Origin of the sequence: Paenibacillus sp. FSL H7-0714 (genome assembly GCF_038003765.1) — a bacterium.
Classification (GTDB): Bacteria; Bacillota; Bacilli; order Paenibacillales; family Paenibacillaceae; genus Paenibacillus_AQ.
Genome location: NZ_JBBOPT010000001.1, coordinates 3,031,873 through 3,058,649 on the forward strand (window position 1 = coordinate 3,031,873; position 26,777 = coordinate 3,058,649).

The window sequence follows — 26,777 nt, forward strand, 5'->3', positions numbered from 1 at the left end:
CTTAGTATCCCTATTTAGCAGCTTCTGCTTCTTCATAGATGAGGCACCGAAGAGTCTGATCTGGGTAGCGTAACTCTGCTGTATAACTGCTGCCGTCTTCGAGCAACATTTTGACCGCTACCATACCGCGCTTATTATTTACGTCAGTGTCTGTAAGGGAAGCCGTGGCGATTCTCCGGGTTTCTCCTTGTCTGTCTGTAACTATTTTTGTAGCCTCGTTAATCCAGGTTGCATCCTTTTGGATAGCGATGGCAGCTTCAGCATTGATTGGGGTTCTTGTGAGTGAAAAATTAGCTGCGGTCGTATCTACTACCGTGCGGGTGGAGGGATCAATAATTACGGTATATTGCCAAAATTCCTTACCTTGTCCTCTTAAGGTGTTGGTTTTATAAGGGGTGAATATTACCATCCAGGTCTTTTTCTTTGATAGCATGGATTCTCCTTGGCTTGCTTTTACTTCAAGCTTGGAGACGTCAGCTCCGAATATTTTTCGCACACTTGAAGCGGCCATGGCAACGGCGTCGGTCTGGCTCAAATTTCCTGTTTCTGGAGGGGTTACAATATTCCGTTTGGACAAGGCATAGGCCTCCCGGTAGAACCAGTCAATATATTGTAACAGTTCCTCGTCAGTCAATGTCCGATTCGGATACTTGAGCGTGTTTTTCTCCAAGTCAAAATAAAACTCCGCTTGTCCCGATTTTAACGGGAACAGCTGCTTGGGACGAAGGCCGTCATACACATACTGGTCTTCAAATATCAGCCTCCGGTTTATTTCATCCTCGGTCATCTCCCTTCCGATGGTGATAATTTCGTTATTGGGCTTGTCCGCAAAATCATAAATTTGCTGCATTTCTTCTTGGGTCATCAGCTGCTCTAGATCTCTGTTCACAGTAGACACCGGAGCTTCTGCTTCTACTTTTAGTACGGGTGCCTTGCTGCTGTTCAAGGTTAGATTGCCCGAGTCTTGTACTGCAGAAATGCTCTTGGCGGCGGTGGTGTTCACAAATCCTGGGACAATCATTGCGCTCACCGCCAGCACGCTTCCAGAGAACAAGAGTACAGCGAGTGTAGCGGAAATCTTGTTGTTCTTCATTTAACTTAACCTCCATTGGGATCGGATGATGATGAATCTTCCTAACCTTAATCCAAAGATGTTATAGAGTAGGAGGGCAGTTGTTATAGAGTTGTAAAAAGAGTCTGATGCTAGTTCCCTCGCCGAGGACAGAGTTTAAGGATAGTCTGGCCTTATGCGCTTCAGCAATTTGCCGACATAATGATAATCCTAGGCCAGCGCCGCCATATTCACGTGAACGAGCTTGGTCTCCCCGATAGAACGGTTCAAACACACGTTTAGCCATCTCTGTGGTGATTCCGGTTCCTGTATCACGGATTTCTAGCACAGCTTCTCCATCCAGCTCATAGGCCAGCATGTGGATTTCGCTGCCTTGCTTGGAGGCATGAATCGCATTCTCAACCAGATTTACCAATAATGAAGCTAGTAAATCGGGATCTCCCCAGACATTTGAAATCTTATGTTGGACATGAAATCTTATGCCAGCATCCGTCAATTTTGGGCGCTCCGTCTGTTGGATAGCTTGAAATAGTTCCGAAATATCCACCTGTTGAAGTGCCAACGGCTGATGCCGGAGGACAGACAAATCCAGCAGCTTAAAGGCCAGATTCTTGAGACGAAGGGTTTCACTAAGAATATAGCCACCTGCAGTTTGCTGTTCTTCCTGTCCAATATTGGCCGTGGTCAGAAACTCGGCGAACCCCTGCATGCTGGTCAAAGGCGTGCGCAACTCGTGGGCCAAATTATCCACCATCCTTTGTTTCTCTTCAGCCATGTCCGAGAGTTCGGTAACCCTCTGTTCCACGGCCTCCGCCATCCGGTTGAAGTTCAAGGCCAGTTCGCCAAATTCATCTTTGCTGCGCAGCTGCACCCGTTTCGTATAGTCGCCTTCGGCGATCGTTTTGCTGGTCTCTGACAGGAGCTTTAGCGGCTTGCTTAGATGCCGGATTAGAAGATAAAGAAGTAACAGCAGAACGGGTCCCACGATCCAGTTAATCATTACAAAAAAGCGGTTCAGTTCCTGTTGCTTGTTGAAGAGCTCACTGATATCACGCTGATAGACAAGCAGCAAATGCTGGTAAGGAGCAGGAAGCTGAGTGGAGAGCTGAATAGAGCGTTCGTCTGAGGATACAGGCTGATCGCCTTTTCCTAAATTAGATTTCCCGAATTGTCCTTTTTGGGGAGGGTAAATCATTCGGTCGTTCTCCCATAGCTGTAAATAGATTCCCTGCTTACGGTAGTAATCTCCATAGGACTCAGAGACGCTGGCCAGTAGAATAGGGGTCAATGCCGTTCCACGTGCTTGAATAGAATTAAGGTTCTCATAAATATTGTTGGCGATTAACAATTGCTCACTGGATGCTCTCTGCATTTCACTGTCCATGTTTAGCTGCCAGCTTTTTTTCATCACCATAATGACACTTACATCCAGAGCAGCAATAAAGAGAGCAAGTACCGACAGCAGAATCTTATGCCAGAATCTCATGATTAGCTCTGAACTTCCAGGCGGTAGCCTAGCTTGAAAATGGTTTTGATCCGTTCTTCCCAGCCCAGCTTTTTACGTAGCTGCCGGATGTGAACATCCACGGTGCGGGTGTCGCCCTCAAAATCATAGCCCCACGCCAATTCCAGCAGCTTTTCCCTCGACAATGCAATATTCCGGTTACGAATTAACACCTCAAGCAGCTCGAATTCTCTAACGGTCAAATCAACCGGTGTCTGATCTACTAAAACTTGCCGTTCCAGGTAACGCACCTCAACATTATCGCAAATGAAGCTGGAAGAGCCTTTTTCACCCCTGCGCAGGACTACATTGATTCTTGCCAGTAATTCAAGAATTTCAAAGGGTTTAATGATATAATCATCCGCGCCCAGCTCGAAGCCTTTAATGCGGTCAGCCAAAGAATTCTTGGCGGTGATCAAAATCACTGGAACCTGCAAATGTGCAATCCGCTGCATCACCTCAAAACCATCCAATTCCGGAAGCATAACATCCAGCAGAATCAAATCAGTCTTTTCACGCTCCAGAATTTCGAAAACCTCCGGTCCACGGTATGCCTTGCTATATGTATGTCCAACCAGCTTGAGATTCATTGTAATTAAATCATTAATCGCTCGTTCATCTTCTACTACTAATATATTTGCCATTTTGTATTTCTCCTCCTGGTACCTTGCTCACTAAGTGCCACTTTCGTTATACACTATATACAACTAGAGGAAGGATTGTCCAGAAGGTTGATAGTTTCATCAGGCGTTAATACCTAATAGGATAGAAAATTATGTGCTGAACTGTTACCTTAACAGTACAAACTTCTGTATTGGTCTTCCATCTATCATGAAAATATTTACAAATATAAAACGTTGATATCGAATACATCTGAGAAACTCCAGTGTGAGGTATACGGGCCACCTCCAGCACCGCCAGCACATACTGGCAGTCGTGACGCACAGGAGCTAGCTCTGTACTCTAATTTATACTTGGCACAGAAAAGGTTAACGTCATAGAGCGATATCCTCAGGTTGCTGGATTATCCGAACGTCTGGATTTTAGAGCGTTTGCTTCGGAGGCGGGCAGCGAAATGATTGTACGTAAAAAGCTGCCCAAACTTCCCGGGCAGCCTCTCATATTCTTACGCGTACGTCTTCTGAGATCAAGCCGTTTGCGACGCATGTTTGCGAGCTGTTACAGTGTCTTCTTTTTCCGTGGATCAGTTGTCCTGACGCTTAACTGCTTTCTCGTCTCGTACCCCATTCAATTCATGTTCGTTCTGATGAAATTCCTTGAGTATATTCTGGTAAATATGAGCCTCTTGAAGGTTCAGTCCGTCGCGATTTTCTTTCAAAACCCAGTTCTCGACCGTTTTCTTCAAGATTTCGCTCTTCCGTTCCAGCAGTTCCGTATAACTCAATTTACTTCATCCTTTCCGGTTCGTGGTTTCAAACGCCGGATGGACTTTGTTTACTTGTCATTTCGTGCGTTTAACATCACATCCGACGTAACGTTTACCATTATACAGAAAATCCTGGTCGAACCCAACGCGGACCAACCGTCCTCAGATAGGGTGAGCACTACTCAGAATGGAACGGGAGTCCTCAGCGGACCGTTTCGCAGAAGTGCGGCCGGATACTCCGGTATGCTGACAGTTGCTTCTCTTTCATATAATCGTTTAACCAGATATCAAGCACGCGCTTTTAACTTTAATCTTCCTCAAGAACGATCGTAATCCCCATACAAAACCCAATCACTCTAACTTACTACATACCGTTGTATATTCGTATATCCGGCCTTCTCCAGCGATATTACCCCGGGCGGGCAGTTGATTGAAATGGAAAGTAAACCCAAAAATAGAAAAGAAAAAATATGCCATGTGAAAATGTATTATTAGTGAAAATATTAAAAGAAAAGAGGATATAAATATAAAAATAAATGGAATAGAGGGTGATAGAATTTTTGGGGGATTTTACTGGGCTTATTTATTTTGAATGATCCTGCCGATTTCCTATTGTGCATTCTAATGATAATGTGGCACACTATGTATAGATAAAACCAAACGAGGCAAAGAATGCCCCGTCTCCTTTCCTTTTGGAATAGAGGCGGGGTTTTGTATGATTAAAAACATATTTCGTTGCAGAGCGAGGGGATAGGTAATGGGTTTCGAGAGGGAGCATAATGAATGGTTATGTAATCATCTTAAACAAAGGAAGGGAGAGCGGCTCGATGCACTTAAACGCGGTCATGATTACGGAAATCGCTTGTTTGTCGAGCGGGTGTGGTGGCCTCTAGCCGGACATTTTCACGGATTACACCCAGAATATGAAGTTAAGGACTGGCGCGGCAGATCCTATTTTGTGGATATTTTGTGGGAGATCGGAGCCTCGCGTATTGCATTTGAGATCATGGACTATGGCTCACATGGAACGGATCGTAGCAAATACCGCATGGACTTGAACCGCGGGCTTTTTCTACAGTCTCAAGACTGCACGGTGCTCTATATCTCGCTGGATGAGCTAAAAGAAAATCCATCCTTCATTCTCTCCGCGCTGCGGAACATTCTCTTTTCTTATTTGTTAGCAGAAAAGTCTGCGAAGACAACCGTTGAGAGAGCCTATTCCAGAATCGAGCGCGATCTGATGCGGGCAGCCATCCGGCACCATCGAGTCCTTCGCCCGGCTGATGCCGCGAGAGAACTGGAATTGCACACGATGACGATCATTAAATACTGCCGTCAGCTGGTGGATAAAGGAAAATTTCGCCCGGTGGCAAGAGGTTCATCTCAGCGGATCATTTACTATGAATATATTGGTACGCTACAAAGTCCAGATTTGGTTTGAAGATGAAGTCCGTCGTGAGAATGTGAATGAAAAATCGAATACAATGTGCCTCCGGCAAGTTGAACGAGTCAAATGTATGCGAAAAACCGAATACAATGTGCCGCCTGCAAGTAGAACGAGCCAAATGTATGCGAAAAACCGAACACAATGTGCCGACGGTAGGTAAACGAGCCAAATGTATGCGGAAAATCGAATACAATTTGCCACCGGCAAGCTGAACGAGCCAAATGTATGCGAAAAACCGAACACAATGTGCCGACGGTAGGTAAACGATCCAAATGTATGCGAAAAATCGAATACAATGTGCCGTCGGCAAGTTGAAGGAGGCATGTGTATGCGAAAAACCGAATACAATGTGCCGCCGGCAAGTTGAACGAGCCAAATGTATGCGAAAAACCGAACACAATGTGCCGACGGTAGGTAAACGAGCCAAATGTATGCGAAAAAGTGAATACAATGTGCCGCCGGTTACGTAAATGAGCCAAATGTATGCGAAAAACCGAACACTAAGTGCCAAAGGTAACATAAATGAGCCAAATGTATGCGAAAAAGTGAATACATTGTGCCACCGGCAAGCTGAACGAGCCAAATATATGCGAAAAATCGAATACAATGTGCCGTCGGTAACGTAATTGAGCAAATTTATGCGAAAAATCGAATACAATGTGCCACCGGCAAGCTGAACGAGCCAATGTATGCGAAAAACCGAACACAATGTGCCGACGGTAGGTAAACGAGCCAAATGTATGCGGAAAAGTGAATACAATGTGCCGCCGGCAAGCTGAACGAGCCAAAGAAACGTGAAAAAATCGAATACAATGTGCCGTCGGCAAGTTGAAGGAGGCATGTGTATGCGAAAAACCGAACACAATGTGCCGACAGTAGGTAAACGAGCCAAATGTATGCGAAAAATCGCATACATGTGCCACCGAACCATGAACGAGCCAAATATACACGAAAAATCGAATACGATATTTTTCCAGTCGGGTAAATCAGGCCTCTGATTTCCAGGGAATCATAAGAATCCGCGCCGCAGGTTCTTTATTCTATTCTTCTCCTATCGCCACCGGATTCTCCTCATAAGAAATCCAATCACTCCAACTACCCGCATACAATTTCACATTCCTATACCCAGCTTTTCCGAGCGCGAGCACATTCGGGCAGGCACTTACACCTGAACCACAGTACACGATAATTTCTTGCTCAGGATCAATTCCCTCATAATGCTCTTTCAGCACCTCAGTTGATTTCCAGCGTCCTTGCTCATCCAGCACTTCTTTCCAGAACTTATTGATCGCCCCAGGAATATGACCTGCCTTCGGATCAATCGGTTCTTCCAGCCCTTCATAGCGACGGGACTCGCGGGAATCAATCAATAGTGCGCGACCGTCGTTAACTACATTTTGCACATCTTCCATGCTAGCAAGCATCTTCTTCTGAACATCTGCTTCATACTGGCTAGGAATCCTAACCGCTTGATGATCACTGACGGGGAAGGATGCTTTTTTCCAAGCAGAGTAGCCTTCATCCATTACAAACACACGTTCATGTCCCAAATATTTAAGCATCCACCACAGACGGGAAGCGTAGGCACCACCTTGATCATCATAAGCAACGACAATACTATCTCTGTTAATACCAACCTTGCTAAGAACGGTGGTTAGCTTCGAGATCTCAGGCAGTGGGTGGCGTCCACCGTGTGCGCTTACTGGAGCGGAGAGTTGTTCTTCTAGATGAAAATAGATTGCGCCGGGAATATGATCTTCTGTATAGGCTTTACGTCCAGCTTCCGGATCGGTGAGTAAAAAACGGCAATCGACTATAACCAGTTCAGGTTCGTATAACCGAGCAAGCAGCCATCGGGTAGAAACGATTGGTTCCATAAAGATACCTTCTTTCTATTAATATGTATGGAGTCATTATAGCGGAAAATAAATGAGGACGCACCTTAAGCTTATAGCTTAAACTGCGTCCTCAGGTGATTAGATCAAACGATATCCTGAAGGCAAGCTACCAGTACGCTGTATGGCGCGAACCTGCGCCGGAGTCAGACGCTGATTGCTTGAAATGAGCGATTCGACATCTCCTCTACGGAGAAAGTCATCTAGTTCGCGAATGCTGCGGTTACCACGCAGAATTACGAAATTGTCACGGAAGCGAGAACGATCGAACAACACAAGCGTAGCGTTCGGATTCGTGGAGAAAAATCGTAAGCTTTCTATTCCAGTAAGGACTGCATCAATATCTGCAATGCCTAGGTTGCCGCGATAGGTTCTGCGGAGCCCACGAAAGTTCTCCTCACTATATACTCTTAATCTGGGATAGATTACGGACGCTGCTTTTATGGTTACCATATTTCATCTCTCCTTGTTGGATTGACTTAGCAGGTAAATCTAATAACTATTTGACCTTAGAAGATCACTTGGGAAAAAGGAGTAACCTGGGCTCTAGCACCAGATTGCTCCTTTCTTGTTGAATGGAAATGTTATATCAGGCGATATCCCGCAGGCAAAGTGCCGCTGCTGCGGATATTGCGAATCTGTTCGAGAGTTAATCTCTGATTGGTTGAAATAATGGATTCCACATCATTGCCGGAAATGAAATCGTCCAAATCACGGATGCTGCGGTTACCACGGAGTACGCGGAAGTTCCCTCTAAACCTAGTTCTTGTGAACAGTACCAGTGTTGCGTTGCTGCTGGTAGAGAAGAAACGAAGACTCTCAATACCATCGAGGATGTTGTCCGTATTACGAATGCCTAGGTTGCCAGTATAGATTCTACTGTTACCCCTAAAGTTTTCTTCATCGTAAACAGTTAAGCGTGGATAAGTCTGTGATACATGAACTTCTTTTTTCATTTGTCATTCCTCCTTTGTAATCTAATCTATGTTCATTTCATTTTTTGGTTTGGCAGATAGTCTAATAGAAAGCCCTTATTTTACGTCATTCAATTATTCGGGCTTTACATAAACAATGCATTAGTGTACTATTCAACTATAACACCGACACGTTAAAACAAACTCATCAATAATAAAAAGATGGCAGGGAGGATTACCATGAAGCAGGGAAGTGATGAACGCATGCAGGATTCAATCGTGCTGCAAATGAATGGGGTAAGCAAGATCATTAAAGGGAAATCCATTGTGGATAAGCTGACATTTGATATCCGTAAGGGAGAAATTGTTGGGTTATTGGGACCCAATGGTGCAGGGAAGACAACAACGATCCGGATGATGACGGGTCTTATACGGATGAGTGAAGGCGATGTGATCGTTCAAGGTCACAGTGTTAAGAGTGATTTTAATAAAGCTATTGGACATATTGGAGCGATTATTGAAAATCCAGAGTTCTATCCGTATATGACAGGGCTTGATAATCTAAAGCAATACCAGAGAATGACAGATAATATTGAGGCTGGCAGAATTGATGAGGTTGTTGAATTGGTAGGACTTCAGGAAGCGATGAATAAGAAAGTGAAGGCCTATTCGCTGGGTATGCGTCAACGTCTTGGGATTGCTCAGGCATTACTGAACCGACCAAAGTTATTGATTCTAGATGAACCTACGAACGGCCTTGACCCAGCAGGCATACGAGAAATGCGTGATTATATGCGTAGGATTGCTGAGGTTGAAGGGATTTCTATTCTAATATCCAGTCACTTACTAACTGAAATTGAACAAATTTGTCACCGGGCCATCGTGATTCAGAACGGAAAATTGGTGACCGTTACAGCGATTGGTGGGGAGCAGGAGACAGCTTCAGATGTGAAACTAACCATTCGTGTAGGCTCAGTAGAATCAGCAATTAACATCTTGGAAGGGCTAGAATACGCAGAGTTATTGTCTATGGATAGTGCTCGTTCTGAGGTGACAATAAATCTGCATGACAGTAAAGTGCCGGAACTAGTGTCGACTTTTAGTAATAAAGGGGTAGGTATTTACCGGATTGCAGAGAATAAACAAAGCTTAGAGGAAGATTTCTTGAAATGGACAGGAGGGAACCGAATTGCGTAGCTTTAATAATTTGGTTGTTAATGAATGGCTCAAGCTCTCGAAGAAACGTACGTTTTTTGTACCTTACCTGATATTAATTCTATTATCCCTGCTATTAGGTTATATTGTTCATTCTGCCTCACCTGATATGTTTGGATCAGCTTATGACTTTTCAGCAATGATGCTGCTTTCACAAGGGATTGGGCAAGTGATTACCATTCTCGCAATCATCGGAACAGCGGGTATTGTCTCAAAAGAATATAGTCAGGGCACCATCAAATTCCTTCTAATCCGTGCGAGAAGTCGTACAGCAATACTTGCGTCCAAATATGCTGTTGTGTTGATTTACGCGTTCTCAGTGGCAGTTGTCGGCATGTTGGCGGTTTTTGCATCAGGAGCTTTATGGTTTGGCTTGAGTGGTGGTGAGGCTGGTATTCGTGAGATGTTAACCAGTTTAATGTATAACTCAGTTAGTACAGTTGTATATACAACACTTGCTTTAATGATCGGTATTTTGACAACATCTACGGGTGTTACAATTGGTGCTACAATGTTTATGCTGATGATAGACAAATTGGTTATTTTTCGTGAATTTTATAAATATGTATTATTCCCCAACCTAAATTTAGCTGCTTATGAAGGTGGAGGAGCACCTATGCCTGGAATGACGCTGACCTTTTCCATAGTAATGCTAGTTTTATACACAGCTGTCTTTCTACTCATAGGCTTCTCCGTCTTTAGACGAAGGGATGTTGCTTAATCATGACAATCGAATTCGATAACAACCTGCCGATTTATATTCAGATCATGAATTATATCAAAGGAGAAATCGTCACAGGTAAGTTAAAACCAGGAGATAAAATTCTCTCGGTACGAGAGCTTGCCAATGAACTGCAGATTAATCCGAATACAGTACAAAGAACCTTTCAGGAACTGGAGCGTGAAGAAATCGTGGAGACCCGGCGTGGAATGGGAAGATACGTCACTAGTAATGAAGGTACTATTTTGACCATCAAAAAAGAAATGGCAAAGGATGTACTGGATCGTTTCATTCGTGGCATGCAGGACCTTGGTTTTCAAGGTGAAGATATTTTAGCGGCAGTAGCAGAGAGTATCCGAAACAAGGATGGAGAATAGGGGGATAAGCAAGTTGGAAAATATACTTGAGGTTCATGACGTTACAAAAAAATATAGATCCAAGCACGCCCTCCGCGGAGTATCCTTTAATCTGAGTGCGGGTAAAATCACGGGACTGCTGGGCAGTAACGGCAGCGGTAAAAGTACACTTATGAAAATCATCGCCGGGCTGACACAGCCTACTTCCGGTCGTGTATCCATTATTGGAGGGGCTGTAGGCATAGATAGTAAAGCAGTAGTGTCATTTATGCCCGATAAGCCGCTTACAGAATCCTGGATGAATGTTAAGGATGCTCTAAAGTTCCAAAGTGATTTCTATCCGGATTTTGATCAGACTAAGGCTTCTCGAATGTTGGAGTTTATGAAGCTAAGTGCTCAAGATAAGGTGAAGGATTTGTCCAAAGGGATGAATGAGCGTCTACAGCTTACACTTGCTTTATCACGTCGAGCTAGCCTGTATTTACTGGATGAGCCAATCGGTGGTGTAGATCCAGTAGCTAGAACTAAAATTCTTAACGCGTTAGTAGAGTTTTATGAAGAGGACAGCACCATTCTCCTTTCTACTCATTTAGTATCGGATATCGAGCGGATCTTTGATGATGTGATTTTTATAAAAGAGGGAGAAATTGTGATGCATACGGCGGTAGAAGATATCCGGCTGCGCCAAGGTAAAAGCATAGACGAACTGTTCAGAGAGGTGTACGCAGAATGCTAAAGCTAGTGAAGTATGATTTTAGACGAGATAGGGATAAGTTTCTTGCTGTTTTTGTAATCACCATTCTTGTGCAGTTTGTGATAGGATTTACTGTTCAATCAGATCAAGATATGTTCATGATGAACATCACTTCCTATGCCGTAGCAGGTGTAGTGCTTCTCTTTTTTAGTCTGCGCACCTTCGGTCAGAACCTGAGATTATTCAATCGGAGGCTTGTGCCAGTACCAGTCCTGCATACCGTTCTCTCACCGGTAATGCTGTTTTTAGGGTCGTTACTCGGTTTATTTCTAGTTGCTTATATTCATTTAGCAGTAGATATTATGATGTATTCAACTTTGTTTTTACCGGAAAAATTTTGGCTGATCTCCGCATATACAGTACTAATAGTCTTTTGGGCTTCCGCCTACTCTATGTTGCTCGTGATGTTCTCCATGACCGTTGCAATGAGTGTGAGAGTGAAAGGAAGAGTATGGATTGGGATAGCCGTTTTTTTTGTAATACAGTATATAATTTCTTCATTAGAAACATCGATGTTCGATCATGAAAATATCACTTTGGAAAGAGCTTTTCGATTTGAAGTGACGGATGAGGCCGCTAAATTAAATGATATTGAGATCTCTCAGTATGTTCTTGGCTTACTTCCTACCCTGTTCGAAGCTGTGATTATTGCGATTCTAGTATTTGCTATTGTTAAGCTCGTTAAAAAAAGAGTGGAGTCCTAGGTACACCTGAAATAACGATTTTTAGAACGGAGGCAGAGCGATTAGCTTTGTCTTCGTTTTTATGCAAAAAAAAGACGCCTTTCCATGAGAAGGGCATCTGTTATGTAGAATTCTACAGGCCCTCTACATTTAGAGAGGCTGTCCATATATCGAGTTCTCTATGTAGCTGTTCTTCTTCGTCCTCGTTCAATTTAAGTTTAACTCCATATTGGTATTGGCCGAGTCCGAACATCCAGCCCCAGCGGACGCTGCCCACGAGTTGAAGCTTTTCTTCGTTTAATTGAAGATGAATCACTAGCTTTGTATCGCCCGCCGTGAATCGAAGATTCAGGGGGGTACGCACTTTGCAGCCAGATCGGCTAAGATCGAGCAACACAGCTTCTGTTAGCTTTCCGGCACCCGGACCGCTACTACTTATTGGAACTTCAATCCAGCATTCAAGCGGCTGGTTCATTACATAGCGAAATGGTTCTTTCCTGCTGGACACATCCATAATTTCCCTCCATATCGTTTATTTGCAATTATATCGAAAGAGATTGTTGAGAACAATCTACTAAAGTGCTATTTTTAATAAGAATAAATTTATTTAATCCTAATGAAGGTGATGAGACTTAACATGTACCAATACCTTAATGAAACGTTCCAAAAACACAATTTTGACCAAGGAAGTCTACAGGACGGGGAACTAAATAACTGTACATTTGAGCAGTGTTCCTTCAAGGGAAGCTCTATGGAAGAGATGACTTCCATCGGCTGCCGATTTATAGATTGCGATTTTACTGGAGCCATGCTCAATGCATCACATCATAAAGGCACGGCTTTTACTAACTGTAAGTTCACGGGTGCGAATCTGTTCGTATCGAAATTTGAAGATTGTAAAATGGTAGGCTCTGATTTCTCAAATGCTTATTTGGACGGGATCACACTTATCGGCGGGGACTGGTCTTACACGAACCTGAGACATACCAATCTTAGCAGACAGGATCTGCGTGGGATTCGATTTACTGAGGCCGATCTCATGGGTTGTAATTTGCAAAAAAGTGATCTTCGAGGGGCTGATCTGAGCCGTGTACAGCTGTCTCAATGCAAGCTTAAGGGGGCTGACCTACGGGATGCTATAGTTGAAGGAATTGATTTGAAAAGTTTGGATCTGCAAGGTGTTCGTATGGATATAGATCAGGCTGTACTGTTAGCGCGCTCTTTTGGGGCTAAGGTAGGAAACTAGGAAAAGGGGCATCAGCTGCTAATGTTTAGCGGTTGATGCCCCTTTAGATTGTTATCAAGAAATACATATGCACATTGTATGAAACTTCTTATGTATATTTGCTTGCTTAACGGTTAACGCAGTCTTTTTCTGGGTTTGGCCCACCATTTAATCCAAAGAAAACCTTCGTCATCACGGAAAAATTTAATACCTACCCAGCGTAAGGGTGTCCATAGTTCTCTAAAGTAATATGAAGGCATAGTCTATTAGACCCTCCTATATAGTCAATTAATACTATATGTTACGCTAGTTTTAATGAAACTTCAAGACAATTTTACTTATAATTACATATTATGAATCTACGAGAAGTAAATTGCTCATGTGAGCAGGACCAATAGCCCTATGTTAGTTGCATGCTTCATTTAATTCTTTTCAGCTACTTATGTCACATCTGTATTATCAAATACTAACACGCGCTCTTTGGGCGCGTGTTTTGACGTTTATTTTGAATGGAATCTAGCAATGACGCTCTATTAGTAGGGATATGCACAAGCATTTCATTATGCTCAGCATTTAATAAAAGGAGAGGAAGTGATGAAATGACGGAGACTGAGTTTATTGCGAAGATCGCAAATTTTGCTGTGAAGGACATGCAGATCAGCAAGGTTCCGGCATCGCTAACGATAGCTCAAGCGGCGCTGGAATCGGGCTTTGGTAGCAGCGGATTGACTGTTAAGGCCAACAATTTGTTTGGGATTAAAGGTAGCGGACCAGCCGGTAGTATTACTGTGCAAACTACTGAATATGTTAATGGTAAAGCTGTTAAAGTAGAAGCTCTTTTTCGGGCCTATAACAACTGGGGAGAATCTGTTGCGGATCATTCCGCGTTGATTGTGAATGGTGTTTCGTGGAATCGTAATCTTTACAGCAAGGTGCTTGGTGCTAGTGGCAAGGTAGCTGCACAAGAGATTGCTGCCGCTGGTTATGCTACCGACCCAAACTATGCAGCAAAGCTAATCCAAATCATGAATACCTACAATCTGTATAAATATGATGATGAAGCCAAGGAAGGTGATGACGAAATGTCGGCAGAGGATAAACAAAGGCTGGCTAGTCTGGAAATGGAAATAAAGGAATTGCGTGCTGTTATTGTGAGCCTTACGGATAGCAAGGATACGCTAAAAACAGGTATGCAGGAACAAGGCCAGTCGATTACTAAGCTTTCAGATCGTGTGACATTAATCGAAGGCCGAGCAGTGATGAATGTACCCCCATGGGCTGAAGCGGCAGTAAAAGCCGCGAGTGCTGCAGGGCTGCTGGATACACCGTCAGGTGGCAGTTATGACTTCTATCGCATAATAACAGTGCTGAACCGTGCAGGCTTATTTGCTCCTGGTAGTGGAAAATGAAATAAGGAGGATTAAACACCATGTATAATGATGCTCTCAACAGTGTGCTTGCCTTTGCTTCCGTGCTGGCTGTTTTTGTAATGGCGCTTGTACAACTTGTGAAGAATAGCGTGCAACTTCCGCGGAATATTGTACCGGTTGTTGGATTAGCTATTGGCTTGCTGGTTGGAGCAGTGGCCTATCCGTTCACTGATATGAATCTGATCCTGCGGCTATGGGCTGGAGGGCTAGCAGGACTTTCGGCGACGGGGTTATTCGAGCTTGCTTTTAACAAAAGGGATGGAACTAAAACAGACGATAAATGATTCTGTCGTATTCATTTTTTTAAAATCAATCCTTTCTCACTGGTAAAATGACTACGCATTCTATCAAGATGACTAATATATTATGGTATGAAAAGAAAAAGGAGGTGTAACTATGGGAACCTATCTTGACGCTAGAACATCACAAAATGCCAGTCTCGCCAATTCGATAGCTATCCCGATTACAGCAATTAACACGCCACAGTTGTTTGGACAAATTGGTTTGATAACTGCAGGAGTGACTACGAACCCGCGTGTGCTGCTAAAAGGGACGATATCTGTTACTCTACCGCTGTCATTGGTGGGTATTACAGTTACGATTGTAAGAGGAACTTTGCCTACGGATCCGAAAGTGTATTCTGCTACTTCAACTTTTGGCCTTAGTATACTGGCACCGCAAGTGATAACCTTCTCGGCAGCAGACTTCTTACCTGCAATCACACCTCAACTCACTTATACAGCATTTGTTTCTTCTAGTCTTCTTGGAACAGTACGTGTGGGTCCAGAAAGCTTTGACGGTATTTTAGTTTCTGATTAAACATTTTTACACTAACCTCGCGCAGTTGGCGGGGTTTTATTTTTAACCGTTCGCCCAATCTTCTAAGAAGATGATTACATATCTTATGATGTATTCTAAAATACGGAGGAGGTCTTCTCATGGGTGCAGAATTTGGTCATGTTGGTGGTGCTTTTACTAATACAGGCGCAATCTTAGTGTTGTTCATCTTGTTAGTTATTATTACGAGCGCATGCATATTCTAAAGATATAAAAAAGTCTGCTTCTGGCATACGTGCTGGAAGCAGACTTTCTTTATGGTACTATTTCAATTTATGCGATGCTAAGCAAAAGTCGTTAGGATTCTACTCTCGTATTGAAGTACATAAAAAATGCTGATCGGGATTTCTTCCATTATTGTACTATTAATCATTGTCGTAACGGTGGGAAGCTTTTATTTCTATCATGTAACCCCTACCGTGACTGTCTAACAAAGGGCTGCCGAAAGGTGGTCCTTTTGTGATGTATATACTCTTTAGCGAATTTATTGTGTGAGTTTGCTTTTTATTCACATTTAAATGCAATATATAAATTGCATTATGTAATAAATATATTATAATTCTGGTTATAGGGAGGGATAATAATGAAAAAAAGTAAAATGAATGATGAACGAGTTGTATCTCAAAGAAGAAAGATTCAAAGTGATGCTTATCAAATATTAGTATATTGTTTGCTGATTTCAGTACTGATTCAACAATTCATAATGAATGCTCCGTTTGAGCAATTTGCAGTCGAGTTTTTCTGTTTGATTGGTAGTGGAATATATATAACGATCCGGCACTTGTCTGTTGGTGTTGATATTTGGGATTCCCAAAGACACACAAACAAAAAGCTGCTCATAAACAGCATTATTTCAGGCGGAATTTGTGTTTCGTTGCTTATAGTTTTGGCGGGAGAAAGAAATGTTTGGAGCATTATTTTAATCTTTGTATCTTTTATAATTGTTTATTTTCTTACACAGCTAGTGTTACGGAATATAAATAAAAAAAGACAACAGCAAATCGATGATGAATTAGGTAGTGATGATACAGTTGAATGAAATGCGCGGATGTTTCATCCTCATCTATCTTGCCACGCTCATATAAACGTAGGTCGTTTTCCATATCCAATTCAATATGAATGAGCTTTAATTTTATCAGAGGGAGTTGAATACGCTGCTGAAAATATGGCACGTCGCAGATCTCCGAAAGGATGAGCACGAGAGCCCATATTTCCCTATGACCGTGATCTTTGAGCCAAGAGGCAATTGCAGAAATTTGGGTATTCCTAAGGCGGCAGCATTCGCAAGCCACTGTGTGAGTTCTTCTTTCTCATTGTCCGAAACTAGTAATTTTGTATTGATTATTACATATATAATAATAACTTTTAATGTCTTTAAACATAAATTCGGAGCCCTATCTCTAGGGCTCCTTTCATGGGAGAGGAGAAACCGGACGAAGAGCTTATGGGGAAACGTAAGCCTGCTCCGCGGTTGTCTACGACATTTGTGGTGTCGATAATTACATGATGTCCCTGGAAGCCCAGTCTTATACATAAGGAAGACTTATTTATCGGAATAGTCTTGATCTTTCCATTTTTCATATCTAGACAAATTTTTTATTTCATTGCGCAAATGTGTTACGATAGGCGTGGACTTATGCCCTTTTGGGTATAACAAACAGAGACATAGAGCGGGTGATTGACGGTGAGAGTGGTATCGGGAAGTGCAAAAGGAAGACCACTAAAAAGTGTGCCGGGAAGTGGAACAAGGCCTACAACCGATAAGGTGAAGGAAGCTGTATTCAGTATGATCGGTCCATATTTTGAAGGTGGAGCGGTACTGGACTTGTTCGCAGGTACAGGTGGTTTGGGTATCGAAGCTTTAAGCAGAGGGATGGAAAGTGCCGTATTTGTAGATATGGATCCCAAGAGTATTGACACCATTCGTGCCAATTTGAAGGCGACTAATCTTGAAGCGAGTGCGCAAGTGTACCGAAATGAAGCAGGAAGAGCACTCAGTGCATTAGAGAAGCGGGGACGTGTTTTTGATTTAGTCTTTCTAGATCCTCCCTACCGATTGAAGCACGGAGATGAGCTGATGCTATCTATGGTAGAAAAAGGAATGCTGCAAGAGGACGCAATCATTGTTCTGGAGCATGAATCAAGTTATGCCTATCCTGAGGATATCCCAGGATTTTATAGGCTGCGTCAGGCCGTATACGGAGAAACGACAATTTCTATTTATCAGTATGAAGCTAATCCTTCTGTGGAAAGCGAGACTGGTGAGGAGGTAGAGAATGAGTCAGCAAATTAGAAAAGAACGTGTTGCCATCTATCCAGGCACCTTTGATCCCGTGACTATGGGACATATGGATATTATTCGGCGCGCATCCAAGCAATTCGACCGTTTAATCGTAACGGTGCTTAATAATTTGAGTAAGAACCCGCTGTTTACTGTAGAAGAGCGGACAGAGCTTTTAAGACAGGCGACAGCTGATATTCCCAATGTGGAAATCGACAGCTTTAGGGATCTATTAGTCAATTATGTTCGTCAAAAAGATGCTCAAGTCATTGTACGTGGTATTCGTACCGTAACTGACTTTGAATATGAACTGCAAAACGCATCCATCAACCATAGTCTGGATCCGGATGCGGAAACGATCTTTATGATGACTAATCCGAAATATTCCTATTTAAGCTCCAGCGTTGTAAAAGAAATTGCCCATTTTGGTGGGAATGTGTCTGACTTCGTGACGCCTGAGGTGGAACAGGCGATGAAGCTTAAATTTAATCGAGCCGATGGCGAAAAGCGCTAACGAGATATATCGTTGCGGATAATGCCAGGAGGATGATTAGCAGAAGCGATTGCAAACTAAGCAACTGTGGAAAAGAGCTCCATATGGCAGTTACATTAATGGTTCTGTTTGGTATGGATTGTGAATCAGCGAGCGCAGGCAAAGCAGCCTCACTTATTACTAAAAGTGGTTTCCATAGTAGCAGTGTTAATAAAAAAGCATAAACGCCATGCATCAGGCGAACGACAGCATAGGGGAGGAATCGGACATTTGCTTGTTTAAGCAACGTCAATACCTGTAGCTGTGCGCAGAGCCCGCTCCAGCCTAGCGCAGCAGAGAGCATGGCCAAGCCTAGTACACCTGATGCTCCGGCTCCGATGCTCGAGAGTCCTTTGCTTATAGCGTCGGCTCCTAAATGAATCTCGAGCAAGCTCGCTGGCAGAGCGGCTGGCAATGCAGGAAGTACCGTAGTAATGATATTGATGACCACGGCGAACATAATCATGTAACCGCCCACAACCATCAAATTTTGTACCGCTGTAGCTACTGACTCCCCAAGAAGTCTACCGAAGCTTCGGCCATCTCTTGATCTGGCTTCAGTGGCTGCAAGTTGGACACGACTATATAAAGAAGGTCGTTTGATATTCGTGCTTTCTTTTAAAGAAGGCTGCAGATTGTCTAGCCGGCCATTTAAAAGAGCGTCTGTATAACTGGCCAAAAGTCCTGAAACCCAGTGGATAGCAAGTAGAAAGTAACCTGCTGTAGGACTATGTAGGAAAGCTACACCAATCACAATGAGCAGGGTTACTGGACTGGCGAAATGCGTAAGTGAAGCAAGACGAGCGGCTTCCTTGTCCGAAATGCTGCCCTGCTTATGAAGCTGCATTACACCTCCAGCCCCGCCGGGGAATCCAGCGGTGATTCCAAGCGCCAAAGTCCAACCACTCGCGCCAGGCAGTCGAAAGACCTTTTTCATCAATGGTTCCAGGAGAACTCCGAAACCATGCACGAAGCCCGAAGCGGTTAGCATCTCAGACAGCATCAAGAAGGGTAGAAGTGCAGGGAATACGAGTGTCCACCAGAGCTTTAACCCTTGGAGAGAAGCCTCGAAAGAGCTTTCTGGTGAGATGATGATGGCAATGGCTAACAGGATTGCGATCACCCCAGATAAAAAAGGTGTGGAGCGACTAGCTAGCCGGCGTATTTTAATATTGTTCATTTCTAGAATCACCTCTTCATAACTTAAGGCATAGCGGATGTGTTATCAATTTATGCAGAGTAGACAACCATCATGCCAAACCACTAGTCGAAGCGGTAATGAAGTTCAAACATTCATATCCTAAATGTGCCGTGGGAAAGAAGGGAAGAGTAGTGAAGCAGTTGAAGCATCGGCCGGGATTCCGTGCCACAGCTTACCTCTTTACGTTTGTAGTTATCGTGTATGTATTTGTATTTATGAACACCCCGTACATTGTATATCAACCGGGTAGTGCATCTGAAGTTGCCCCTATGATTAAAGTGGAAAATGCTGATCCAGCTGAAGAAGGAACCTTCATGATGACTACAGTATCTGCTAGTTACGCTAATGTGGCGTTGCTGGTCGCCTCTGTTTTTAACTCCAATTCAGAGGTTGTGCGGAAAGAAACACGGTTAGGAGATAAGTCTGAAGATGAGTATGCTGCGGAGCAGGTTTTTTATATGAACAGCTCGCAATCTTACTCCGTTCAGGCGGCCTATCATGCTGCAGGAATTCCGTATGAGGATGTTGTGGATTATTTGTATGTTTTTTCAGTTCCGGTTGCCAGTAATAAAGGACAATTCCAGCCGGGTGACAGAATCATAAGTGTAGAAGGCCAGAAGGTACCCGATCCAGAAGCACTTTCTGCTTTACTTTCAACAAAAAAAATCGGTGATCAGGTCGCTGTTGTTTTACAAAGAAACGGTAAGGAAGTAAAGGAACAAGTGACACTTGTCGAGATCAAAGATAAAGATGTTACTGCAGTTCGACCTGGTTTTGGAGTCACTATAGCCGCAGTTCAAAAGGTAAAACCTAAAGAACAAGGCAAAGCGGTCAGCTTTGTGGATACGAATGTTGGCGGACCTTCTGCAGGACTGATGTTCACTATGGAGATTTACAACCGGCTTACGCCTGGTGATTTAACCAAAGGTCATAGGGTTGCAGGAACGGGCACGATCGACGCTGAGGGTGTGGTTGGTGCTATCGGTGGAGTGAAGCATAAGATTGTTGCTGCAGATCGAGAAGGGGCGGAGATTTTTTTCGTTCCTGTTAAGAATTACGACGAAGCCAAAACGAAAGCTGATAAAATCGGCACATCTATGAAGCTGGTACCCGTATCGACACTGGATGAAGCACTGAAGTATATGGAGGAACTACCGGTCAAACCATGACCGGAGGTTCCAAATAATCGCGATACATATCGGTTCTGTAAGGTTCTCGAAAAGCTCCTGCGAAAGCAGACGCGGCTTGAAGGTCTCGTTCAAGTTGTGGATGGGAGCACAGTGAAGGCCGCATGACGATGGGTAAGGTTGCTTTTTGTTTCATCTCTTTAAGGAGAGCTCGTCCACTTTCTCTAAAACCAAGGATTCGAATATACCCGGGCCCCTCCGCTAGTACAGAAGGGGTCATTTCTTCCTTTGTATGATTCAGCAAAATGTGTAGCAGTAGACGTTGCAGTCGTGTATGCGTATAACGCTTGCTCTTAAGGGCTTGAAGCAAACCCGAGATAGAGAATTGCTCAAGATCGGGCATAAGACGAAGGATTCTATTCTCCAAGCCTTCATTCATGTCTTGGATGGTTCGTAGCTCGGCAGTGGTACGTGTAGAGAGCAGGTGACGGAGGGGACCTCGGAAATGCTCCAATGCCAGAGGACCTCTACCTGCTGCATGCTCTCTTTCTAATATGGACACGCTATATTCCGGCATGTATGCTGCTGGAGAGCCGCCTTCTTGCAGCAGCTTGCGAATAGCAGTGGCGCTTGCGATCGATGAGCCAACTTGCAAAGGATCATGGAATCCGGCTGCCGTTCGCGGAACGGTTAGCGGCTCAATCTTGCTATTTAGCCGCTGCAAGGCGATGAGATAATGCAAGCCAAGGCTGTTATTCGGCTGGCGCAGCAGCTCGCCAGCATCGCCGGGACTCTCCTCTTCATGGAGAGTCCCTTCAAAGGCCACCGCCGCCGCTGCGCTGTATGCGGCGGGGAAGCTCGCTCCGAGCGCCATGCGGCGGCGGATCTCGCTCTGAAGTTCGCTGCTTTCCTCTGCTAGATACTTGGCCAGAGGAAGCAGCGAACCCAAAGTACCGGCTTCGGAGCCGAAGCACAAGCTGTCCACGACCCCGGTCGCTTCCAGCAGTGCAACTGCTCCGAAGGCGAACCATTCTGCCGGCTGTACAGCATAGGCCACCGGCAGCTCAATGACGAGGTCGGCGCCCATTCGTAGCGCCATCTCTGTCCGGGCCTGCTTGCTCACTGCCGCCGGCTCGCCGCGCTGAGTGAAGGGACCGCTCATGACGACAATGGCGCGCTCAGCGCCAGATAGTCTTTTGGCTTCGGTGAAGTGATGGACATGTCCGTTATGTAATGGATTGTATTCTGCTATTATTCCAACTGTTGTCACTGCTGCTTCCCTCCGTATGTAACCATTATTTAAAATATAAGTAGAGATTAGTAAGATTAATATTTAGAAACTCAGTTCGCATATGCTGTCATTTTGATTTACACTAATAGTTATATCATAATTCTCTCCAATTCCTGAAACAATATAAAGGGAAAATGGTTGACAAAGGTATATAATACTAGGTATAATAAATTTTGTTTGTTTGGGAGTGATAAGTTATGCAGATTCACTTTCGCAAATTAGCGAATGCCGACGAACCGTTACATATTCACGATGTTGTGGATGTCAGCGAGGTAGTCAAAGGGCGCAAGGATATTCTAGCTGTTGCTCCGCTCTCAGTGGACCTTAAAGCGCTGCCCGCGGGAACCGATTGTGTGAACGTGGTGGGAAAACTGAGTGGAGATGTGGACATGTTATGTTCACGTTGTCTCACGGAGGTCAAAAGTGATTTGAACATTCCTTTTGCTGAGACTTTCAAGTGGCTTAAGCAGCCAGTTCTTCCAGATGATGACGAAGATGAGGAACTCATTTACGTCAAGGATGAGGTTGTGGATCTTATTCCTTATGTGGAAGAAAATTTCGTACTGCACTTACCGGATTCGGTATTGTGCAAGGCAGACTGTCTTGGTCTTTGTCAGAAATGCGGACAGAACTTGAACGAAGGCACCTGCAGTTGCGACAACACAGTGATCGATCCTCGACTCGCTGGGTTGAAAGACTTTTTCAAATGAAACATTACAACAAAACACATTCTGCTCTGAGGAGCAGGCTGACAGAAATATCACAAGGAGGTGGAACACATGGCAGTACCACAACGTAGAACGTCTAAAACACGCCGTGACAAACGTCGCACCCACTTTAAGTTGGTTGTGCCGGGCATGGTGAAATGCGAACAATGCGGAGAGTTGAAATTGGCTCACCACGTATGTAAAGTTTGCGGAACTTACAAAGCAAGAGAAATCATCAAACAATAGTTTCGGAATAAATAGTACTTCACTATCGGTGAAGTACTATTTTTTTTGAAATATAAGAATATATAAGTTTCACGCTATACATTATCCTTATATTTTTTGCACAAACGCTTACCGTCTATTAGGGACGCTGAGGCGTTTATGCTTATCCAAACATAAGCCGCCCAGAAGTCAATGCTTTATTTTTGGTGCGGCATGCTTTATACTACATATTAGTACCTGGTTCTAAATAATGTTTAAGGTTATTTGACCTAATATAACAGCGGCCATTCAAGCGGCCGAATGCTTTCTTTAAAATATAAGAAAGTATAAGTTATGCACCTATACTTGATGTCTTATATTTCTCGCTTAAACGCTTATCGTCCATAAGGACACCGAAGGCGTTTATGCTTGGCACGTGCCAGGAGGTGAGCCGCAATCGAGCGGATGTCCAAGAAAGAACGTCAGCAACAGCTGCTACATATAATCGCAGGTAATCCTTTTGTAACGGATCGGGAGTTGACTCGTCAGCTAAAAGTTAGCATTCAGACGATTCGGTTAGACCGAATGGAGCTGGGGATACCGGAACTGCGTGAACGAATGAAGCAAATGGCAGAGCACTCCTATGATCAGGTGCGCTCTTTGCCTGCGGATGAAGTCATCGGAGATATTGTGGATTTACAATTGGACAAGAGTGGGATTTCGATATTTGAGATTCGCGAAGACCATGTGTTCTCTAGAAATGGGATCGCTCGTGGTCACTATGTGTTTGCTCAAGCGAACTCGCTTGCGGTTGCCGTTATCAACGATGAAATTGCTCTGACCGCTTCAGCCGATATACGTTTTGTACGCACAGTTCAGCTAGGTGAGAAGTGTATTGCCAAAGCACAGGTGCGGTCACTCGCCGGTAGGGGTGGCAAAGCAGAGGTGGACGTATTCACCTATGTCGGAGAAGAACTAGTGTTTCAGGGCCATTTTATAGTGTATCGGTCCGCAAATGATGAACACAGTGAAGGGGGTAACCATAGTGCTGATCGCCATTGATGCCATGGGCGGGGACAACGCTCCTGAATGTAATGTCGAGGGGGCGTTGTCCGCGGCCGCGGAATGGAAAGATACGCAGATTGTGCTCGTTGGTGACGAAGCCAGATTAGAGCCACTACTCAAAGACAAGCCATCTAATCTGACAATACGTCATGCAGGAGACGTCATTGGTTCTGATGAAGAGCCGGTTAAGGCAGTTCGTCGTAAAAAAGATTCATCCATGGTTGTAGCTGGACGAATGGTGCGTGAAGGTGAAGCAGATGCTATGATTTCGTCGGGTAACACGGGTGCGCTAATGACCACAGGACTCCTCGTAGTTGGCCGGATGCAGGGAATTGAACGTCCTGCACTGGCGCCTATGATTCCAACGCTTGACGATGTTGGCGTACTGGCTCTTGATCTTGGTGCTAACATGGATGCGAAGCCTGAACATCTGGTACAATATGCGCTGATGGGCAGCATTTACCGGAGCAAGGTTCATGGTATTGCTAAGCCGCGTGTGGGACTTCTGAATGTAGGGACGGAGCCTGGAAAGGGTAACGAACTGACGAAAGAAGCTTATCCGCTGCTTGAGAACTTGCCAGGCATTCATTTTATCGGTAATGTTGAGGCACGTGACGTACTGACAGGGAATTGCGATGTGCTTGTCTGCGATGGATTTGCCGGTAATATTTTGCTAAAGTCTCTTGAGGGTACGGCGGGTGCTTTGTTCTCTTTGCTCAAGGAGCAATTTAGTCGTTCCCTGAAGACTAAGCTTGGCGCGGCTATGCTGATGCCGGAGCTTAGAGCTTTAAAGGGTAAAATGGATTACAAAGAGCACGGTGGTGCACCACTACTCGGTCTTAGCGGATTGGTAGTTAAGGGCCACGGATCTTCTGACGGAAATGCAGTTAAGAATGCGGTAAGACAAGCGCGGATTGCTCTACAAGCCGATCTTGTGCCAAGTATATCCAAGGAAATTAGCGGGAAGTGAGTGACGACATGAGACAGTTGCGACCGGTTGGAATTATAGGAACTGGGAAATATGTACCTGAGAAAATATTGACAAATAGCGATCTGGAAAAAATAGTGGAGACTAACGATGAGTGGATCGTCAGTCGGACAGGCATCCGCGAGAGACATATTGCTGCGCCTCACGAGGCAACTTCTGATCTAGCGTATGAAGCAGCACTCAAGGCACTTGATTCCGCTGGAATGAAAGCCGAAGATTTGGATCTTATTATTATTGCAACAGTAACACCTGATAGTGCTTTCCCTTCTACAGCCTGTATTTTACAGGATAAGCTGGGTGCTAAAGGTGCTGCGGCTTTTGACTTGTCAGCAGCCTGCTCTGGTTTTGTATACAGCTTAGCTACTGCGGTTGGCTTTATTCAGAACGGAATGTACAACAATGCACTTATTATAGGTGCGGATACTTTATCCCGCATCACAGATTATACAGATCGCAATACTTGTGTCTTGTTTGGTGATGGAGCAGGTGCAGTTATCATTGGTGAGGTTCCGGAAGGTCGTGGTTTCCAATCCTTTGATCTGGGTGCAGAAGGCTCTGGAGGGAACTTGCTTAAGCTAGAAGCCGGCGGTTCGCGCTTGCCTGCCTCTCAGCAAACCGTTGAAGATAAGAAGCATTTCATTTATATGAATGGCCGTGAAGTCTTTAAATTTGCTGTTCGTGTAATGGGCTCAGCTACAGAACGTGTGCTTACTAAAGCTGGTCTGGGTAAGGAAGATATCGATTTGTTTGTACCTCACCAAGCGAATATTCGTATCATTCAATCCGCTATGCAGCGTCTTGATTTGCCACCAGAGAAATGTGTAATCAATGTTGATAAATATGCCAATACTTCGGCTGCCTCCATTCCACTAGCGCTTGTTGAAGCGGCGGAAGAAGGACGTATGAAAGAAGGCGACACCGTCCTGATGGTTGGATTCGGCGGTGGCTTGACTTGGGGCGCATCTGTATTGATCTGGTAATAAGCTAAGACCGTTATACGGGAAGGAGTTCATACTTATGAGTAAAATTGCATTCGTCTTTCCCGGTCAGGGAGCACAAGCAGTTGGAATGGGCAAGGATGTTTATGATGCTCTTCCAAACAGCCGTGCAGTGTTCGAGAAAGGGGATGAAGTTCTCGGATTTCCACTAAGTAAGCTGATTTTTGAAGGACCGGACAGTGAGTTGAAGCAAACGGTAAACACGCAACCAGCGCTTCTTACAGCAAGCGTAGCCTATCTTGAAGCTCTACGTGAACAAGGCTTGAAGCCGGATTATGTTGCTGGTCATAGCCTTGGTGAATACAGTGCACTAGTAGCTGCGGGTGTGTTGTCATATGAAGATGCTGTAACACTTGTACGCTTGAGAGGTCGTTTCATGGAAGAAGCTGTTCCAGGAGGACAAGGTGCAATGGCGGCAGTGCTTGGTGCAGAACGAGAAGCGCTGGCAGCATTATGCCAAACTATCTCTGAAGAGAATGGTGTTGTAGAACTGGCTAACGTTAACTGTCCAGGTCAGATCGTTGTTTCCGGATCTCAGGAAGGCGTTAATGGTGTTGTGCAGCGTGTTAAAGAAGCTGGTGGCAAGCGGGCAATTCCGCTAGAAGTAAGTGGACCTTTTCACTCTTCTATGATGAGAGCTGCTGCAGATCGTTTGGCAGAAGAGTTGAAGAAAGTAACCTTCAACACTCCAAATGTACCTGTCATCGTTAACGTCACTGCATCACCGGTAACAGATCCCGAAGAAATTCGCGAACTGCTTGTTCGTCAGGTGTATTCTCCTGTGCTTTGGCAAGACAGTATTGAATGGTTGATTGCGGATGGTGTTGACACTTTTGTTGAGATTGGTTCTGGTATTGTTCTGGCAGGTCTGATCCGCAAAATAGATAAAACAGTCAAAGTAATCAACATTAATACACTTGAAAGTGTCCAAACTGTTTTGTAA

The 26,777-nt window shown here is 44.3% G+C and carries 32 protein-coding genes; 22 read left to right on the top strand and 10 right to left on the bottom strand.

Annotated elements, in window-relative coordinates; genetic code table 11:
- Positions 1 to 10 precede the first annotated feature (10 nt).
- The 4 genes from NST34_RS13450 to NST34_RS13465 all read right to left on the bottom strand — a co-directional run bounded on the left by NST34_RS13450 (position 11) and on the right by NST34_RS13465 (position 3,981).
- Positions 11 to 1,093, bottom strand: coding sequence for a hypothetical protein (locus NST34_RS13450; protein ID WP_341127988.1), 1,083 nt, complete (start codon positions 1,091 to 1,093; stop codon positions 11 to 13).
- Between the two features lie 61 nt (positions 1,094 to 1,154).
- Complete coding sequence (locus NST34_RS13455; RefSeq protein ID WP_341127989.1) at positions 1,155 to 2,558, bottom strand: sensor histidine kinase; 1,404 nt, start codon at positions 2,556 to 2,558, stop codon at positions 1,155 to 1,157.
- 2 nt (positions 2,559 to 2,560) lie between these two features.
- Complete coding sequence (locus NST34_RS13460) at positions 2,561 to 3,220, bottom strand: response regulator transcription factor (protein WP_076282794.1); 660 nt, start codon at positions 3,218 to 3,220, stop codon at positions 2,561 to 2,563.
- A gap of 560 nt (positions 3,221 to 3,780) precedes the next feature.
- Positions 3,781 to 3,981: a hypothetical protein gene (locus tag NST34_RS13465; RefSeq protein ID WP_341060617.1), complete on the bottom strand. Its 201-nt coding sequence runs from the start codon at positions 3,979 to 3,981 to the stop codon at positions 3,781 to 3,783.
- Between the two features lie 739 nt (positions 3,982 to 4,720).
- Between NST34_RS13465 and NST34_RS13470 the strand changes: the two genes are divergently transcribed.
- On the top strand, positions 4,721 to 5,404 hold the full coding sequence (locus NST34_RS13470) for a hypothetical protein (protein WP_341127990.1): 684 nt from the start codon (positions 4,721 to 4,723) through the stop codon (positions 5,402 to 5,404).
- Positions 5,405 to 6,255: 851 nt separating this feature from the next.
- On the top strand, positions 6,256 to 6,408 hold the full coding sequence (locus NST34_RS13475; protein ID WP_341127991.1) for a hypothetical protein: 153 nt from the start codon (positions 6,256 to 6,258) through the stop codon (positions 6,406 to 6,408).
- Positions 6,409 to 6,450: 42 nt separating this feature from the next.
- Here NST34_RS13475 and NST34_RS13480 read toward each other — a convergent pair whose 3' ends face one another.
- The 3 genes from NST34_RS13480 to NST34_RS13490 form a co-directional block, all read right to left on the bottom strand.
- Positions 6,451 to 7,287, bottom strand: coding sequence for a sulfurtransferase (locus NST34_RS13480; RefSeq protein ID WP_341127992.1), 837 nt, complete (start codon positions 7,285 to 7,287; stop codon positions 6,451 to 6,453).
- Positions 7,288 to 7,386: 99 nt separating this feature from the next.
- Positions 7,387 to 7,758: a hypothetical protein gene (locus tag NST34_RS13485; RefSeq protein ID WP_076282790.1), complete on the bottom strand. Its 372-nt coding sequence runs from the start codon at positions 7,756 to 7,758 to the stop codon at positions 7,387 to 7,389.
- A 131-nt stretch (positions 7,759 to 7,889) separates the two neighbouring features.
- A complete protein-coding gene (locus NST34_RS13490) occupies positions 7,890 to 8,261 on the bottom strand; it encodes a hypothetical protein (protein ID WP_076282789.1) in 372 nt (123 codons plus the stop codon).
- Between the two features lie 198 nt (positions 8,262 to 8,459).
- Here NST34_RS13490 and NST34_RS13495 point away from each other — a divergent pair, with 198 nt between their 5' ends.
- The 5 genes from NST34_RS13495 to NST34_RS13515 are packed head-to-tail and all read left to right on the top strand — an operon-like array spanning position 8,460 to position 11,969.
- Positions 8,460 to 9,416 (top strand): ABC transporter ATP-binding protein, encoded by a 957-nt coding sequence (locus NST34_RS13495; RefSeq protein ID WP_256721552.1) that lies wholly within the window; start codon positions 8,460 to 8,462, stop codon positions 9,414 to 9,416.
- Positions 9,409 to 10,155, top strand: a complete 747-nt coding sequence (locus NST34_RS13500) for an ABC transporter permease (RefSeq protein WP_076282788.1) — start codon at positions 9,409 to 9,411, stop codon at positions 10,153 to 10,155. Before NST34_RS13495 ends, NST34_RS13500 begins: the two co-directional genes overlap by 8 nt.
- 2 nt (positions 10,156 to 10,157) lie before the next feature.
- Positions 10,158 to 10,532 carry a GntR family transcriptional regulator gene (locus tag NST34_RS13505; RefSeq protein ID WP_042187671.1) on the top strand — a complete coding sequence of 125 codons (375 nt, stop codon included), beginning with the start codon at positions 10,158 to 10,160 and terminating at the stop codon, positions 10,530 to 10,532.
- A gap of 13 nt (positions 10,533 to 10,545) precedes the next feature.
- Positions 10,546 to 11,247 carry an ABC transporter ATP-binding protein gene (locus tag NST34_RS13510; protein WP_179085701.1) on the top strand — a complete coding sequence of 234 codons (702 nt, stop codon included), beginning with the start codon at positions 10,546 to 10,548 and terminating at the stop codon, positions 11,245 to 11,247.
- On the top strand, positions 11,241 to 11,969 hold the full coding sequence (locus NST34_RS13515) for a hypothetical protein (protein WP_076282786.1): 729 nt from the start codon (positions 11,241 to 11,243) through the stop codon (positions 11,967 to 11,969). The genes NST34_RS13510 and NST34_RS13515 overlap by 7 nt, the downstream gene beginning before the upstream one ends.
- A 112-nt stretch (positions 11,970 to 12,081) precedes the next feature.
- Here NST34_RS13515 and NST34_RS13520 read toward each other — a convergent pair whose 3' ends face one another.
- The gene (locus NST34_RS13520) at positions 12,082 to 12,462 is read right to left on the bottom strand and encodes a PilZ domain-containing protein (protein ID WP_042187677.1); all 381 of its coding nucleotides are present in this window, start codon (positions 12,460 to 12,462) and stop codon (positions 12,082 to 12,084) included.
- 123 nt (positions 12,463 to 12,585) lie between these two features.
- Between NST34_RS13520 and NST34_RS13525 the strand changes: the two genes are divergently transcribed.
- The 8 genes from NST34_RS13525 to coaD all read left to right on the top strand — a co-directional run bounded on the left by NST34_RS13525 (position 12,586) and on the right by coaD (position 18,235).
- Positions 12,586 to 13,194, top strand: a complete 609-nt coding sequence (locus NST34_RS13525) for a pentapeptide repeat-containing protein (RefSeq protein WP_042187679.1) — start codon at positions 12,586 to 12,588, stop codon at positions 13,192 to 13,194.
- Between the two features lie 578 nt (positions 13,195 to 13,772).
- The gene (locus NST34_RS13530) at positions 13,773 to 14,582 is read left to right on the top strand and encodes a glycoside hydrolase family 73 protein (RefSeq protein WP_076282785.1); all 810 of its coding nucleotides are present in this window, start codon (positions 13,773 to 13,775) and stop codon (positions 14,580 to 14,582) included.
- A gap of 20 nt (positions 14,583 to 14,602) precedes the next feature.
- The gene (locus NST34_RS13535) at positions 14,603 to 14,887 is read left to right on the top strand and encodes a holin (protein ID WP_076282784.1); all 285 of its coding nucleotides are present in this window, start codon (positions 14,603 to 14,605) and stop codon (positions 14,885 to 14,887) included.
- Positions 14,888 to 14,999: 112 nt separating this feature from the next.
- Positions 15,000 to 15,422 carry a hypothetical protein gene (locus tag NST34_RS13540; protein ID WP_076282783.1) on the top strand — a complete coding sequence of 141 codons (423 nt, stop codon included), beginning with the start codon at positions 15,000 to 15,002 and terminating at the stop codon, positions 15,420 to 15,422.
- Positions 15,423 to 15,541: 119 nt separating this feature from the next.
- Positions 15,542 to 15,646 carry a sporulation protein YjcZ gene (locus tag NST34_RS13545; RefSeq protein ID WP_081382793.1) on the top strand — a complete coding sequence of 35 codons (105 nt, stop codon included), beginning with the start codon at positions 15,542 to 15,544 and terminating at the stop codon, positions 15,644 to 15,646.
- A 377-nt stretch (positions 15,647 to 16,023) separates the two neighbouring features.
- On the top strand, positions 16,024 to 16,479 hold the full coding sequence (locus NST34_RS13550; RefSeq protein ID WP_341127993.1) for a DUF6773 family protein: 456 nt from the start codon (positions 16,024 to 16,026) through the stop codon (positions 16,477 to 16,479).
- A 645-nt stretch (positions 16,480 to 17,124) separates the two neighbouring features.
- On the top strand, positions 17,125 to 17,733 hold the full coding sequence (gene rsmD, locus NST34_RS13555; RefSeq protein ID WP_060624086.1) for a 16S rRNA (guanine(966)-N(2))-methyltransferase RsmD: 609 nt from the start codon (positions 17,125 to 17,127) through the stop codon (positions 17,731 to 17,733).
- Complete coding sequence (coaD, locus tag NST34_RS13560) at positions 17,717 to 18,235, top strand: pantetheine-phosphate adenylyltransferase (protein WP_076282781.1); 519 nt, start codon at positions 17,717 to 17,719, stop codon at positions 18,233 to 18,235. The genes rsmD and coaD overlap by 17 nt, the downstream gene beginning before the upstream one ends.
- Here the strand turns inward: coaD and NST34_RS13565 are convergent.
- Entirely contained in the window at positions 18,207 to 19,433 is a 1,227-nt protein-coding gene (locus tag NST34_RS13565) for a nucleoside recognition domain-containing protein (RefSeq protein WP_341127994.1), read from the bottom strand. The two genes, coaD and NST34_RS13565, sit on opposite strands and share 29 nt — an antisense overlap.
- Before the next feature lie 152 nt (positions 19,434 to 19,585).
- On the opposite strand from NST34_RS13565, the gene NST34_RS13570 reads away from it, so the two are divergent.
- On the top strand, positions 19,586 to 20,623 hold the full coding sequence (locus NST34_RS13570; protein WP_076282779.1) for a SepM family pheromone-processing serine protease: 1,038 nt from the start codon (positions 19,586 to 19,588) through the stop codon (positions 20,621 to 20,623).
- On the opposite strand, the gene NST34_RS13575 is transcribed toward NST34_RS13570, so the two are convergent.
- Positions 20,613 to 21,851: a nucleotidyltransferase gene (locus NST34_RS13575; RefSeq protein ID WP_341127995.1), complete on the bottom strand. Its 1,239-nt coding sequence runs from the start codon at positions 21,849 to 21,851 to the stop codon at positions 20,613 to 20,615. The two genes, NST34_RS13570 and NST34_RS13575, sit on opposite strands and share 11 nt — an antisense overlap.
- A 218-nt stretch (positions 21,852 to 22,069) precedes the next feature.
- On the opposite strand from NST34_RS13575, the gene NST34_RS13580 reads away from it, so the two are divergent.
- From NST34_RS13580 to fabD, 6 genes are all read left to right on the top strand, one after another.
- Positions 22,070 to 22,582, top strand: coding sequence for a YceD family protein (locus NST34_RS13580; protein WP_042187699.1), 513 nt, complete (start codon positions 22,070 to 22,072; stop codon positions 22,580 to 22,582).
- 69 nt (positions 22,583 to 22,651) lie between these two features.
- The gene (rpmF, locus tag NST34_RS13585; protein ID WP_019911234.1) at positions 22,652 to 22,825 is read left to right on the top strand and encodes a 50S ribosomal protein L32; all 174 of its coding nucleotides are present in this window, start codon (positions 22,652 to 22,654) and stop codon (positions 22,823 to 22,825) included.
- Positions 22,826 to 23,248: 423 nt separating this feature from the next.
- Positions 23,249 to 23,845: a transcription factor FapR gene (fapR, locus tag NST34_RS13590; RefSeq protein WP_042127208.1), complete on the top strand. Its 597-nt coding sequence runs from the start codon at positions 23,249 to 23,251 to the stop codon at positions 23,843 to 23,845.
- Entirely contained in the window at positions 23,829 to 24,818 is a 990-nt protein-coding gene (gene plsX / locus NST34_RS13595; protein ID WP_042187701.1) for a phosphate acyltransferase PlsX, read from the top strand. Before fapR ends, plsX begins: the two co-directional genes overlap by 17 nt.
- Positions 24,819 to 24,826: 8 nt before the next feature.
- Positions 24,827 to 25,816, top strand: coding sequence for a beta-ketoacyl-ACP synthase III (locus NST34_RS13600; RefSeq protein WP_139328492.1), 990 nt, complete (start codon positions 24,827 to 24,829; stop codon positions 25,814 to 25,816).
- A gap of 37 nt (positions 25,817 to 25,853) precedes the next feature.
- Positions 25,854 to 26,777: an ACP S-malonyltransferase gene (fabD, locus tag NST34_RS13605; protein ID WP_341127996.1), complete on the top strand. Its 924-nt coding sequence runs from the start codon at positions 25,854 to 25,856 to the stop codon at positions 26,775 to 26,777.

What these genes read in the sequence shown, in the direction of transcription:
- NST34_RS13450 (WP_341127988.1), bottom strand. Translation starts at nt 1,093, where the DNA reads ATGAAGAACAACAAGATTTCCGCTACACTCGCTGTACTCTTGTTCTCT.
- NST34_RS13455 (WP_341127989.1), bottom strand. Translation starts at nt 2,558, where the DNA reads ATGAGATTCTGGCATAAGATTCTGCTGTCGGTACTTGCTCTCTTTATT.
- NST34_RS13460 (WP_076282794.1), bottom strand. Translation starts at nt 3,220, where the DNA reads ATGGCAAATATATTAGTAGTAGAAGATGAACGAGCGATTAATGATTTA.
- NST34_RS13470 (WP_341127990.1), top strand. Translation starts at nt 4,721, where the DNA reads ATGGGTTTCGAGAGGGAGCATAATGAATGGTTATGTAATCATCTTAAA.
- NST34_RS13475 (WP_341127991.1), top strand. Translation starts at nt 6,256, where the DNA reads ATGCGAAAAACCGAACACAATGTGCCGACAGTAGGTAAACGAGCCAAA.
- NST34_RS13480 (WP_341127992.1), bottom strand. Translation starts at nt 7,287, where the DNA reads ATGGAACCAATCGTTTCTACCCGATGGCTGCTTGCTCGGTTATACGAA.
- NST34_RS13485 (WP_076282790.1), bottom strand. Translation starts at nt 7,758, where the DNA reads ATGGTAACCATAAAAGCAGCGTCCGTAATCTATCCCAGATTAAGAGTA.
- NST34_RS13490 (WP_076282789.1), bottom strand. Translation starts at nt 8,261, where the DNA reads ATGAAAAAAGAAGTTCATGTATCACAGACTTATCCACGCTTAACTGTT.
- NST34_RS13495 (WP_256721552.1), top strand. Translation starts at nt 8,460, where the DNA reads ATGAAGCAGGGAAGTGATGAACGCATGCAGGATTCAATCGTGCTGCAA.
- NST34_RS13505 (WP_042187671.1), top strand. Translation starts at nt 10,158, where the DNA reads ATGACAATCGAATTCGATAACAACCTGCCGATTTATATTCAGATCATG.
- NST34_RS13515 (WP_076282786.1), top strand. Translation starts at nt 11,241, where the DNA reads ATGCTAAAGCTAGTGAAGTATGATTTTAGACGAGATAGGGATAAGTTT.
- NST34_RS13520 (WP_042187677.1), bottom strand. Translation starts at nt 12,462, where the DNA reads ATGGATGTGTCCAGCAGGAAAGAACCATTTCGCTATGTAATGAACCAG.
- NST34_RS13525 (WP_042187679.1), top strand. Translation starts at nt 12,586, where the DNA reads ATGTACCAATACCTTAATGAAACGTTCCAAAAACACAATTTTGACCAA.
- NST34_RS13530 (WP_076282785.1), top strand. Translation starts at nt 13,773, where the DNA reads ATGACGGAGACTGAGTTTATTGCGAAGATCGCAAATTTTGCTGTGAAG.
- NST34_RS13535 (WP_076282784.1), top strand. Translation starts at nt 14,603, where the DNA reads ATGTATAATGATGCTCTCAACAGTGTGCTTGCCTTTGCTTCCGTGCTG.
- NST34_RS13540 (WP_076282783.1), top strand. Translation starts at nt 15,000, where the DNA reads ATGGGAACCTATCTTGACGCTAGAACATCACAAAATGCCAGTCTCGCC.
- NST34_RS13545 (WP_081382793.1), top strand. Translation starts at nt 15,542, where the DNA reads ATGGGTGCAGAATTTGGTCATGTTGGTGGTGCTTTTACTAATACAGGC.
- NST34_RS13550 (WP_341127993.1), top strand. Translation starts at nt 16,024, where the DNA reads ATGAAAAAAAGTAAAATGAATGATGAACGAGTTGTATCTCAAAGAAGA.
- coaD (WP_076282781.1), top strand. Translation starts at nt 17,717, where the DNA reads ATGAGTCAGCAAATTAGAAAAGAACGTGTTGCCATCTATCCAGGCACC.
- NST34_RS13565 (WP_341127994.1), bottom strand. Translation starts at nt 19,433, where the DNA reads ATGAACAATATTAAAATACGCCGGCTAGCTAGTCGCTCCACACCTTTT.
- NST34_RS13580 (WP_042187699.1), top strand. Translation starts at nt 22,070, where the DNA reads ATGCAGATTCACTTTCGCAAATTAGCGAATGCCGACGAACCGTTACAT.
- rpmF (WP_019911234.1), top strand. Translation starts at nt 22,652, where the DNA reads ATGGCAGTACCACAACGTAGAACGTCTAAAACACGCCGTGACAAACGT.
- fapR (WP_042127208.1), top strand. Translation starts at nt 23,249, where the DNA reads ATGTCCAAGAAAGAACGTCAGCAACAGCTGCTACATATAATCGCAGGT.
- NST34_RS13600 (WP_139328492.1), top strand. Translation starts at nt 24,827, where the DNA reads ATGAGACAGTTGCGACCGGTTGGAATTATAGGAACTGGGAAATATGTA.
- fabD (WP_341127996.1), top strand. Translation starts at nt 25,854, where the DNA reads ATGAGTAAAATTGCATTCGTCTTTCCCGGTCAGGGAGCACAAGCAGTT.